The organism is Stutzerimonas stutzeri, from assembly GCF_000952685.1.
GTDB lineage: Bacteria > Pseudomonadota > Gammaproteobacteria > Pseudomonadales > Pseudomonadaceae > Stutzerimonas > Stutzerimonas stutzeri_E.
Genome location: NZ_JYHV01000037.1, coordinates 521,887 through 533,755, shown reverse-complemented (window position 1 = coordinate 533,755; position 11,869 = coordinate 521,887). Strand labels below are relative to the sequence as shown.

The window sequence follows — 11,869 nt, the reverse complement described above, 5'->3', positions numbered from 1 at the left end:
CATGGAATACAAGGCTCCCCTGCGTGACATGCGCTTCGTACTGCACGAGCTGTTCGACGCCACTGCCCATTGCGAGCTGCTCGGTAATGGCCTTGATCGCGAGCTGATCGACGGCGTGCTGGAAGAAGCGGCGCGCTACACCGGCGGCGAGATCGCACCGCTCAATCGCAACAGCGACGAAGAAGGCGTGACCCTGGAAAACGGCGAGGTCCGCACGCCGCAGGGCTTCGTCGAGGCATACCGGCAGTACGTCGATAACGGCTGGGCGAGCATGACTGGGCCGACCGAGTATGGCGGCCAGGGCTTCCCGCAGCTGGTGGCGTGCAACTTCCATGAGATGCTGATGGCCGCCTCGCTGTCGTTTCGCATCTATTCCGGCCTCACCGAAGGCGCGGTGCTGGCGCTTTACAAGCACGGCAGCGACGCGCTGAAGAATGCCTATCTGGAGAAGCTGGTCAGCGGCAACTGGAGCGGCACCATGTGCCTCACCGAGCCCCAGGCCGGCACAGACCTCGCGCTGCTGCGCACCAAAGCCGAACCTCAGGCGGACGGTAGCTACCGCGTCACCGGCAGCAAGATCTTCATCTCCGGCGGCGAGCACGACATGAGCGAGAACATCGTGCATCTGGTGCTGGCGCGCCTGCCGGATGCGCCGTCCGGCGTGAAGGGCATCAGCCTGCTGCTGGTGCCCAAGTTCATCGCCAATGCCGATGGCACGCCAGGCGAGCGTAACTCGCTGTCCTGCGGTGCCGTCGAGCACAAGATGGGCATCAAGGGTGCGGCCACCTGCGTGATGAACTTCGATGGAGCGACCGGCTGGATCGTCGGCGAGCCGAATCAGGGCCTGGCGTGCATGTTCACCATGATGAATGACGCGCGTTTCCAGGTCGGCCTGCAGGGCCTAGGCATCGCCGAGCAGGCTTATCAGGGCTCGCTGGCCTATGCCCGTGAACGCCTGCAATCCCGCGGGCTGGCAGGCGTCCAGCATCCGGACAAGGTCGCCGACCCGATCATCGTTCACCCGGACGTGCGGCGCATGCTGCTCACCCAGAAGACGCTGGTGGAAGGCAGCCGCATGCTGGCGACGTACTGCGCGCGGCAGCTGGATCTGGAACACGGCCATCCCGAACCAGGCTATCGCAAGGCGGCGAGCAAGCGCGCGGCGTTGCTGATCCCGATCGTCAAAGCCTTCTTCACCGATATGGGCCAGGAGGTCGCCAGCTTGGGCGTGCAGGTCTATGGCGGGCACGGCTATATCCGTGAGTGGGGCATGGAGCAGCTGATGCGTGACAGCCGCATCACGCAGCTTTACGAGGGCACCAATGGCATCCAGGCGCTGGATTACATCCGTCGCAAATTGCTGGGCGACGGCGGGGCAGAACTGTCGGCGCTGCAGGCGGAGTTCAGCGAGATTTGCGACCAGCAGATCGATCGGCCAGCACTGCATGAAATGGTCAGCAAGGTGCAGGCGCGTATCGGCGAGTGGCGCGAGCTGAGCGCCGAGATAATCGCCGCGACTGGGCGTGATCCGCAGGAGATCGGTGCAGTGTCGGTGGACTTTCTGCAGTACTCGGCCTATGTCTTGTTGGCCGGGCTGTGGCTGCAGGCGGCGGCGCGGGCGCAGGATGCGCTGGAGCAGGGCGCCGGCGAAGAGGCGTTCTATCAGGCCAAGCTGGCCAGTGCGGACTTCTATTTGCGTCGCGTCCTGCCGCGGGCGAGTGCGCATCGGGAAGCGATTCAGGGCGGAGCAGGATGTCTGATGGCGTTGCCGGAGACGGATTTCGCTTTTTGATCGGAATCGTGAAACCCATCAGCCCCAGATAGAGCAGCACCGGGGTGCCTTAGGCAACCAAGCGCCTCCGCCAGGAGGGCCCAATATTCGACACAGGAGGCACCGATGCATCCGTTCAGCTTTGCCACAACCGCTCAACTGATCTGCGAACCCGGCTCATCGCGCCGGCTGGCCAGCCTCTGCAAGGAGCGCGGCGCGCGTTCGGTGCTGGTGGTGACCGACCCCGGCATCACCCGCTTCGGCCTGCTCAACGAGGTGCTACCCGGCTTTGAGACGGAAGGGCTGCAGGTCGCCGTTTACGATCAGGTCGCCGCCGATCCGCCAGAAAATATCGTGATGGCTGCGGTCGAGCAGGCGAAAGCATGCGGTGCCGATCTGGTGATCGGCTTCGGTGGCGGCAGCTCGATGGATGTCGCCAAGCTGGTGGCGTTGTTAGCGCATCCAGCGTGTGCGCAATCGCTGCAGGACATCTATGGCGTGGGAAACGCCAAGGGCCAGCGTCTGCCGCTAATCCAGGTGCCGACCACTGCGGGTACCGGCTCCGAGGTCACCCAGATCGCCATCATCACCACTGGCGAGACGACCAAGATGGGCGTGGTCTCGCCGCTGTTGTTGCCGGATCTGGCGCTGCTGGATGCCGACCTCACCCTCGGCCTGCCGCCAGCGGTGACCGCCGCCACCGGTATCGACGCCATGGTGCATGCCATCGAGGCCTATACCAGCGCACTGAAGAAGAACCCGATGTCCGACCTGCTGGCCCGCGAAGCGCTGCGTCTGCTGTCCGCCAATCTCGACGAGGCGGTGCACAACGGCGGTAACCGCGAGGCGCGCCAGGCGATGCTGCTCGGCGCCTGCTTGGCCGGGCAGGCGTTCGCCAACGCGCCAGTGGCGGCTGTGCATGCGCTGGCCTATCCGCTGGGCGGCAACTTCCATATCCCTCACGGGCTATCCAATGCGCTGGTGCTGCCGCAGGTGCTGCGCTTCAACGTCAGCGCGGCTACCACTCACTACGGCGAACTGGCACCGATCGTCCTCGGTGACCGGCTGCGTACGGGCGACCCCACTACCTACGCCGAACAGCTGATTGAGGAGTTCGAGCAGATGAGCGCTCGCGTCGGCTTGCCGACTCGCCTGCGCGATGCCGGTGTGCCGGAAGACATGCTGCCGCAACTGGCCAAGGAGGCGATGCTTCAGCAGCGCCTGCTCGTCAACAATCCGCGCGAAGTGACCGAGGCCGATGCCCTGGCGATCTACCAAGCAGCATACTGAGCCGCGCGCTGCGTCGCGTTAGCGTGGCGCAGCGCTTTGCCTACTCAAGGATTTCCAATGGCTGAACAACCGCAGCACCTGCGCGCCGATTATCGCCACTTCCAGCCTATCACCACGCGCTGGCATGACAACGACATCTACGGCCACGTGAACAACGTCGTTTACTACAGCTATTTCGACAGCGCGGTGAATGCCTACCTGATCGAACGCGGTGGGCTGGATATCCATGAAGGCGAAGTGGTCGGCTTCGTGGTCAGCTCATCGTGCGACTACTTTGCATCCATCGCTTTTCCCGATGCGCTGGAAGTAGGCATGCGGGTTGGCAAGCTCGGGAACAGCTCGGTGCAGTACGAATTGGCGATCTTCAAAGTAGGCGAAGAGCAGGCCTGCGCGGCGGGGCGCTTCGTGCATGTGTTCGTGGACCGCGCCAGCAATCGGCCGACGCCGATTCCGGATGGGTTGCGCACGGCCTTGGAGGCTTTGGCAAAATAGCGGGACGAGGGCGAGGCGGGCCTGAAGGAGTGGCCCGCCCGGAACGTATGTATCAGTCGTGATGCTTGTGTTTGTGCTTCCAGTGACCCTTGGCTTTGCCTGGGTGCCCGTAATAGCGGCGATCATCACGATAACGGCGGTCACGATGATCATCGTCATCGCCATATTCGTTGCCGAGCGCTCCACCAGCGCCACCGCCCACCGCTGCACCGATCAAGCCGCCGGTGCTGCCGCCGACTCGTTGGCCGATGACGTTACCACCGGCGGCGCCCAGGCCGCCGCCGATGGCTGCTTCGGTGCGGCTGCGCTTGTCGGCACCGACCATACCGCCGGCTGCCCCGCCAACCCCGGCGCCGATGGTCGCGCCGGTCGATCCGCCCAACTGTTCGCCGACCACCGTGCCCAAGGCACCTCCCAGCGCGCCACCCACGGCGGCTTCGGTATTGCCCGCCAGGGCGTAGCCGCCACAGGTCAAGCCAAGCGAGAGGAGGAGCAACTGCAGAGACTTCATAGACACCTCGAGGACAGAGCCGCCTTGCGGCGAGAATTGCGCCATAGACTGGTGAGTCCGCGTCGAGTTCCCGCTTCGGTTGTTCGCTTGCCAGCTTTGTGAGCTGGTTCACGATTCATCCGCCAGAGGATAGGAAGGCTCTCAGAGCAGGCTCTCGCGACTCCATTGTTCCAGCGCCTGGGTTAACGGCAGCACCTCGCCAGGACGGCTCAAGGCGTACCCGGGTAGTTGACTGATGCGCGCCTGGAATTCCGGGTTCTGCAGCACCCGTAGCAGCGCGGCCATGGCCGGTAGCTCAAGACTATCCTCGCGGCACAGCAGGCAGTAGTGCTCGCGGGCCATGGGCAGGAAGGTCAGACCGAACTGGCGTGCTGCCGCCTCGACCCCGAAGCCGACGTCGGCCATGCCGCTGGCCACGTAGGCGGCCACTGCGGCATGGGTAAATTCCTCGTTGTGGAAACCCTTGATCGCGGTGCTGTCCAGCTCGTCGCGGCGCAATAGATCTTCGAGCAGCAAACGCGTGCCCGAACCTGGCTCGCGGTTGACGAAGCGCAGCTCGCCACGCGCCAGGTCCGCCAACCCCTCGACGCCGTGCGGATTGCCGGGGGCCAGCATCAATCCCTGGGTGCGCACGACGAAGGTGATTACCCGCTGGTCGGGCCGCAGCCACGGCTGTATGCGGTTCATGCTGAGCGCGCCGAGCGGCCCGGCCGGCACATGCAGGCCGGCGACTTCGCAGTCGTGGCGATGCAGGGCGATCATCGCCTCGCTACCGCTGCGAAACTGCACCTCCCACTGCCAGCTCGGGTCGCGCTCCAGCCACTCGCGCAGCGCCGCCACGGCGAAACCGTGGCTGGCGTGAATGCGCAGGCCCGGGTTGCTGGCTTGCAGCACCCGGTTCAGTTCCAGCTCCAGCTCGCCGGCCAGGTTGTCCAGCTGAGGCGATAGCCGCGCGCGAATCCGTTGGTCGGCCCACAGCAGTTTTTCCCCCAGCGGCGCCAGACGTGCGCCCTTGCCGCGTTCCAGATCGATAAGTGGGCTGCCGAAGAAGGCCTGCCATTTGCCCAGCAGGTTCCAGGCATGGCGATAGGAATAGCCGACGCGGGCAGCGGCTTCGGTCAGCTTGCCGGTGTCGTGCACGGCCTGCAGAAGTTCCAGACCTTGGGGATCGAGGCTGCTGCCGTCGCGTTGATGAAAACGCCAACGTGGCTGGATTTCGATGCGTATCATATGCTCAAGACTTCATATTTGTTCGGCTGATTGCCCATGATAGTGTGCCGCACATGGGCGCTCTGCGGCCAAGTATAAGAACTTTTATTCATATGTGGCGATCCTTCGAACGCCACCTGGGATAAGCGTCAATCAACCGTGGGAGGTTGTGAAGAAATCGTCGCGAGTGAAGGCAGATTGCGTTTCGCCGGAGCGCAGCAAGCGGAATGTATTGAAATACATGAGCATTGCGAGCACCGCCCGAAATGCGAGATGCCGAACGCAGTAGATTTCCTCACAAGCTCTGATGCGCTTGTCTCCCGACAGTACCGGTATAGCCGCCGGCTGGAGCATAGAACATGGCCATTCTTCCCCAGCGCTTCGCCCCCGAGCAGTGCCAGGCCGTCGCCCGTGAGGTACTGGCCGCCCACCGCGGTCGGCCAGGCGCCCTGTTACCCATCCTGCACGACATCCAGGATCGCCTCGGTGCGGTGCCGCCGGAGCTGCTGCCGATGATTGCCGAGGACCTCAGCCTGTCGCGTGCCGAAGTGCACGGCGTGGTCAGCTTCTACCACGACTTTCGCGCCACGCCGCCGGGCCGTCAGGTGCTCAAGCTGTGCCAGGCCGAAGCCTGCCGCTCGATGGGGGCCAAGGCCTTGACTGCCGAACTCGAGGAAAAGCTCGGCCTGCCGCTCGGCGAGACCCGCGAAGACGGCAGCCTCACCTTCGAGCCGGTGTATTGCCTGGGCAATTGCGCCTGCGCGCCGAACGCCATGCTCAACGGCGAGCTGCATGGCCGCGTCGATGCCGAGGGTCTGTTGGAACTGTTGGCTGAACAGGAGGTTCGCGCATGAGCGAGTCCATTACCGTTTACGTACCGCGTGACGTCACCGCGCTGAGCCTGGGTGCCGACAAGGTCGCCCAGACCATTGCCGCCGAGGCTGCGGCTCGTGGCCTCGACGTGAAGCTGGTGCGCAATGGCTCGCGTGGGCTGTTCTGGCTCGAGCCGCTGGTCGAAGTCGCCACCGCCGCCGGCCGTGTCGCCTATGGTCCGGTCAAGGCCAAGGATGTCGCCGGACTGTTCGATGCCGGGTTCCTGTCGGGCGGCGAGCATCCGCTGGGCCAAGGCCTGACCGAGGAGATTGAATACCTCAAGCGTCAGGAGCGCCTGACGTTTGCTCGCGCTGGCATCACCGACCCGTTGTCGCTGGATGACTATATCGCTCACGACGGCTATCGCGGGCTCAAGCGTGCTCTGGGCATGACGCCTGAGGCCATCGTCGCCGAGGTCACCGAGTCCGGCCTGCGCGGCCGTGGCGGCGCGGCCTTCCCCACCGGTATCAAATGGCGCACCGTGCTCGGCTGCGAGGCGGCGCAGAAATACATCGTCTGCAACGCTGACGAAGGCGACTCGGGGACCTTCTCCGACCGCATGGTGATGGAAGACGACCCCTATGTGCTGATCGAGGGCATGACCATTGCCGGTCTGGCCGTCGGCGCCACCAAGGGTTACATCTACCTGCGTTCGGAATACCCACACGCCGAGGCGGTGCTGCTCGAGACCATCGCCCGCGCCAACGCCGCCGGCTACCTGGGCGACGACCTGCTGGGTAGCGGCAAGGCGTTCCATCTGGAGCTGCGCCGCGGCGCCGGCGCCTATATCTGCGGCGAGGAAACCGCACTGCTCGAAAGCATCGAAGGCAAACGCGGCACCGTGCGGCCGAAGCCGCCGCTGCCGGCCATCGAAGGCCTGTTCGGCCAGCCGACGGTGATCAACAACGTGATCTCCTTGGCCTCGGTGCCGATCATCCTCGACAAGGGCGGCGCCTATTACAAGGATTACGGCATGGGCCGCTCGCTTGGCACTCTGCCGATCCAGCTGACCGGCAACATTGCCCGCGGCGGCCTGATCGAGAAGGCCTTCGGCATCACCCTGCGCGAGCTGCTATATGAATATGGTGGAGGTTCGGCCAGTGGCCGGCCGATCCGTGCGGTGCAGGTGGGCGGCCCGCTGGGTGCCTATCTGCCGGAGTCGCAGTTCGATACCCCGCTGGACTACGAGGCCTTCGCCGCCCTCGGCGCGGTGCTCGGTCACGGCGGCATCGTGGTGTTCGACGATACGGTCGACCTGGCCGAGATGGCGCGCTACGCCATGGAATTCTGCGCGGTGGAATCCTGCGGTAAGTGCACGCCCTGCCGGATCGGTTCGACCCGTGGCGAGGAGCTGCTCGACCAAATCATCGTCGCCCGTTCCGAAGGGCCGCAGCCGGGCCGTATCGAGCTGCTCAAGAGCCTCTGCGACACCATGCTCGGCGCCTCGCTCTGTGCCCTCGGCGGGATGACGCCCTACCCGGTGATGAGCGCTATCAACCACTTTCCCGAGGACTTCGGGGTGTCGCCAGACACCGCCGAAGCCCGCTGATTCGGAGGCACAGACATGGCCCTGTATCGTGAACTCGACTATGGCACCCCCGCCCGCACCGGCGCACCGGTAACGGTGGAAATCGACGGCACCGCCATCACCGTGCCAGCTGGCACCTCGGTCATGCGCGCTGCACAAGAGGCTGGCATCGCCGTGCCCAAGTTGTGCGCCAGTGACAGCCTGGAGCCGTTCGGCTCATGTCGCCTGTGTACCGTGGAAATCGAGGGCCGCCGCGGTTATCCGGCGTCCTGTACCACTCCGGTTGAGCCGGGTATGAAGGTGCGCACACAGAGCCCCAAGCTCGCCGAACTGCGCCGCGGCACCATGGAGCTGTACATCTCCGATCACCCGCTGGACTGCCTGACCTGCTCGGCCAACGGTAACTGCGAACTGCAGGACATGGCTGGCGTGGTTGGCCTGCGCGAGGTGCGCTACGACCCGGTGAAGACTCACCTGGCCGAGCCCAAAGACGAATCCAACCCCTATTTCACCTACGACCCATCCAAGTGCATCGTCTGCAACCGTTGCGTGCGGGCCTGTGAAGAAGTGCAGGGCACTTTCGCCCTGACGATCGACGGCCGTGGCTTCGACTCGCGAGTGGCCGCCAGCCAGGACGAAAGCTTCATCGATTCCGAGTGCGTTTCCTGTGGCGCCTGCGTGAATGCCTGCCCGACCGCCACCCTGACCGAGAAGTCGCTGATCGAGATGGGCCAGGCCGAACGCAGCGTGACCACCACCTGCGCCTATTGCGGCGTTGGCTGCTCGTTCAAGGCCGAGGTCAAGGGCAACGAAGTGGTGCGCATGGTGCCGAACAAGGACGGCCACGCCAACCACGGCCATGCCTGCGTCAAAGGCCGCTTCGCCTGGGGCTATGCCACCCACCCGGACCGCATCAAGACGCCGATGATTCGCGACAGCATCAACGAGCCCTGGCGTTCGGTGAGCTGGGACGAGGCGATCGGCTATGCCGCCCGGCGCTTCAAGGAGATCCAGGCCCAGTACGGCCGCGATTCGGTCGGCGGTCTGACCTCCTCGCGCTGCACCAACGAGGAAACCTACCTGGTACAGAAGCTGGTGCGCGCCGCCTTCGGCAACAACAACGTCGACACCTGCGCGCGCGTCTGCCATTCGCCGACCGGCTATGGCCTCAAGGTCACTCTCGGCGAATCCGCCGGTACCCAGGACTTCGATTCGGTACTGGCCGCCGACGTGGTGATGGTGATCGGTGCCAACCCCACCGACGGCCACCCTGTGTTCGGCTCGCAGCTCAAGCGCCGCCTGCGTGAAGGTGCGCGGTTGATCGTCGCCGACCCGCGCGGCATCGACCTGGTGCGCAGCCCGCACATCAAGGCCGAGCATCACCTGCAACTGCGTCCGGGCAGCAACGTCGCCCTGCTCAACAGCCTGGGGCATGTCATCGCCACCGAAGGCCTGATCAACGAAGCCTTCGTCGCCGAGCGCTGCGAGGCCGAGGCCTTCGAGCAATGGCGCGCCTTCGTCAGCGAAGCGCGCAACAGCCCCGAGGCCATGCAGGAGCTGACCGGCGTGCCGGCCGCCGAGGTACGCGCAGCCGCCCGGCTGTACGCCACCGGCGGCAACGCCGCGATCTACTACGGCCTGGGCGTCACCGAGCACAGCCAGGGCTCGTCCACCGTCATGGCGATCGCCAACCTGGCCATGGCCACTGGCAACATCGGTCGCCCGGGCGTTGGGGTGAACCCGCTGCGCGGACAGAACAACGTGCAAGGCTCCTGCGACATGGGCTCCTTCCCGCATGAATTGCCGGGCTACCGCCATGTCTCGGATCCGGTGGTGCGGCCGCAATTCGAGGCCGCCTGGGGCGTCCAGTTGCTCGACGAGCCGGGTCTGCGCATTCCCAACATGCTCGCCGCGGCCCACGCCGGCACCTTCAAGGGCCTCTACGTGCAGGGCGAGGATCCGGCGCAATCCGATCCGGATACGCAGCACGTCACCGATGCGCTCAAGGCCATGGAGTGCGTGGTGGTGCAGGACCTCTTCCTCAACGAAACCGCCAAATACGCCCATGTGTTCCTGCCGGGCGCCTCTTTCCTGGAGAAGAACGGCACCTTTACCAACGCCGAGCGGCGCATTTCACCGGTGCGCAAGGTGATGCCCGCGCTGGCCGGCAAGGAAGACTGGGAAGTGACAGTGGCGCTGTCCAACGCCCTCGGCTACCCGATGAACTACACCCATCCGTCGCAGATCATGGACGAGATCGCCCGCCTGACCCCGACCTTCACGGGCGTCAGCTACGCCAAGCTCGACCGGATGGGCAGTATCCAGTGGCCGTGCAACGACGAGGCGCCGGAAGGTACGCCGATCATGCACGAGGACGCGTTCGTGCGTGGCATGGGTCGCTTCATGGTCACCGAGTACATCCCGACCGAAGAGCGCACCTCGCGCAAGCGTCCGCTGGTGCTCACCACCGGCCGCATCCTGTCGCAGTACAACGTTGGCGCACAGACCCGGCGCACCGCCAACGGCGCCTGGCACGCCGAGGACATTCTCGAACTGCATCCAGTGGATGCCGAGGACCGTGGGATCAACGATGGCGACTGGGTCGGCATCAACAGCCGTGCCGGCGAGACGGTGATGCGCGCCAAGGTCACCGAGCGCATGCAGCCGGGTGTGGTCTACACCACCTTCCACCACCCGGAATCCGGCGCCAACGTGATCACCACCGACAACTCGGACTGGGCCACCAACTGTCCCGAGTACAAGGTGACTGCGGTACAGGTGCACAAGGTCGAGGTGCCGTCGAAGTGGCAGCAGGAGTTCGAGGCCTTCACCCGCGAGCAGGTCGAGTTCCTGCCGCGCATCCAGGTCACCCAGCTGTAAACCCCAGCGGCGGGCCTTCGCGGCCCGCCGTTGGCTCCTGTTTTCTCTTCAGCGCATCGAGGTGTGCAGATGGGCATGAATGCCACGCAACTGATCAAGATGGCCAACCAGATCGGCGCCTTCTTCGCCTCCCAACCCGACCCCGCCCAGGCGCGCAGCGAATTCGCCCAGCACCTCAGGCGCCAGTGGGACCCGCAGATGCGCACCGCACTCTATGCGCATCTGGACGCCCACGGCGGCGAAGGGCTCAGCGAGTTCGCCCTGCAGGCGCTGCAAGGGCTGCGTGAGCAGATCGAACCGCAGGTGGCGTGAGCAGCATAAGGTCCTGGTTCGGCATAGGGTGGATGACGGTCTTTTCATCCGCCGTCGCGGCGCCTATGGTGGATCGATAAAAGCGCGATCCACCCTACGATCATTGCGAGGAACCCAACGCCATGTCACGCCGTGCCTCCCGTCCGCTCGCCACTGATCGCATCACCAACCCGGCGCCGGAGGCCTACAGCTACGTCGAGCTGGACGCTGCCGCGCAGCGGGGCAATGCGGTGCTGGCCGAGGAGTGCGCCCTGGCCATCGCCTACAACGGCATCAGCCATGCGGTGATGATGGTCTCGCCCAGTGCCCTGGAGGACTTCGTCGTCGGCTTCAGCCTGAGCGGCGCGCTTGTCGAAAGCGTGGATGAAATCTACGACATCCAGCTCAGCCGTCGCGGCGAGGCGTTCAGCGCCGAGGTGCAGATCGGTAATCGTGCGTTCTGGGCGCTCAAGCAACAGCGCCGTAGTCTCGCTGGCACCAGCGGTTGCGGTCTGTGCGGCGTGGAGGCGATCGAGCAGGCGTTGCCGCAACTGACCACGCTGACGCCCAGCCCCTTGCCGCCGGCCGCGCATCTGCATGAGCTGCGCGCGCGGATCAACGATGCGCAGCGCCTGGCGCGGCAAAGCGGTGCGCTGCACGCCGCGCTGTACGTCGACGAGCACGGCGAAATCGTGCTGTGTCGCGAAGACATCGGCCGGCACAATGCGCTGGACAAGCTGATCGGCGCGCTGCGTCGAGAAGGCCGCGACAGCCGGCGGGGCTTCGCCGTGGTCACCAGCCGTTGCAGCCTGGAGCTGATCCACAAGGCCGTGCGTGCCGGGTTGTCGACGCTGGTCAGCCTGTCGGCACCGACCGACCTCTGCGTGCGCTGGGCGCGCCAGCACCACCTCAATCTGATCCATCTGCCGCACCACAGCGCGCCGCGGGCCTACAGCCCCAGTAATAACGCCGAATAGCCCTTCCGCTTCACGAATGCCGCGGTGTTCTTGTGCCGATCGCGCTT

10 protein-coding genes are annotated in these 11,869 nt (G+C 65.1%); 8 read left to right on the top strand and 2 right to left on the bottom strand.

All coding sequences use genetic code 11. The features are described from left to right. Window position 1: 1 nt before the first annotated feature. The 3 genes from UF78_RS21050 (at window position 2) to UF78_RS21040 (ending at window position 3,553) form a co-directional block, all read left to right on the top strand. A complete protein-coding gene (locus tag UF78_RS21050; protein ID WP_045164156.1) occupies window positions 2–1,792 on the top strand; it encodes an acyl-CoA dehydrogenase C-terminal domain-containing protein in 1,791 nt (596 codons plus the stop codon). A 105-nt stretch (window positions 1,793–1,897) separates the two neighbouring features. Further along, on the top strand, window positions 1,898–3,061 hold the full coding sequence (locus UF78_RS21045; protein ID WP_045164155.1) for an iron-containing alcohol dehydrogenase: 1,164 nt from the start codon (window positions 1,898–1,900) through the stop codon (window positions 3,059–3,061). 57 nt (window positions 3,062–3,118) lie between these two features. Continuing rightward, a complete protein-coding gene (locus tag UF78_RS21040) occupies window positions 3,119–3,553 on the top strand; it encodes an acyl-CoA thioesterase (RefSeq protein WP_045164154.1) in 435 nt (144 codons plus the stop codon). A gap of 52 nt (window positions 3,554–3,605) precedes the next feature. Here the strand turns inward: UF78_RS21040 and UF78_RS21035 are convergent, their stop codons facing one another. Continuing rightward, window positions 3,606–4,064, bottom strand: coding sequence for a YMGG-like glycine zipper-containing protein (locus tag UF78_RS21035; RefSeq protein ID WP_045164153.1), 459 nt, complete (start codon window positions 4,062–4,064; stop codon window positions 3,606–3,608). A gap of 141 nt (window positions 4,065–4,205) precedes the next feature. Then, window positions 4,206–5,294 carry a substrate-binding domain-containing protein gene (locus UF78_RS21030; protein WP_045164152.1) on the bottom strand — a complete coding sequence of 363 codons (1,089 nt, stop codon included), beginning with the start codon at window positions 5,292–5,294 and terminating at the stop codon, window positions 4,206–4,208. Between the two features lie 338 nt (window positions 5,295–5,632). On the opposite strand from UF78_RS21030, the gene UF78_RS21020 reads away from it, so the two are divergent. From UF78_RS21020 to fdhD, 5 genes are all read left to right on the top strand, one after another. Further along, window positions 5,633–6,127: a formate dehydrogenase subunit gamma gene (locus tag UF78_RS21020; RefSeq protein WP_045164150.1), complete on the top strand. Its 495-nt coding sequence runs from the start codon at window positions 5,633–5,635 to the stop codon at window positions 6,125–6,127. After that, window positions 6,124–7,695, top strand: a complete 1,572-nt coding sequence (locus UF78_RS21015; RefSeq protein WP_045164149.1) for a formate dehydrogenase beta subunit — start codon at window positions 6,124–6,126, stop codon at window positions 7,693–7,695. Before UF78_RS21020 ends, UF78_RS21015 begins: the two co-directional genes overlap by 4 nt. A 15-nt stretch (window positions 7,696–7,710) precedes the next feature. Beyond that, window positions 7,711–10,554 (top strand): formate dehydrogenase subunit alpha, encoded by a 2,844-nt coding sequence (fdhF, locus tag UF78_RS21010; protein ID WP_045164148.1) that lies wholly within the window; start codon window positions 7,711–7,713, stop codon window positions 10,552–10,554. 75 nt (window positions 10,555–10,629) lie between these two features. Continuing rightward, window positions 10,630–10,866 carry a formate dehydrogenase subunit delta gene (locus UF78_RS21005; protein WP_230623710.1) on the top strand — a complete coding sequence of 79 codons (237 nt, stop codon included), beginning with the start codon at window positions 10,630–10,632 and terminating at the stop codon, window positions 10,864–10,866. Window positions 10,867–10,988: 122 nt separating this feature from the next. Continuing rightward, window positions 10,989–11,822 (top strand): formate dehydrogenase accessory sulfurtransferase FdhD, encoded by an 834-nt coding sequence (gene fdhD / locus UF78_RS21000; RefSeq protein ID WP_045164146.1) that lies wholly within the window; start codon window positions 10,989–10,991, stop codon window positions 11,820–11,822. The last annotated feature ends 47 nt before the right edge of the window (window positions 11,823–11,869 follow it).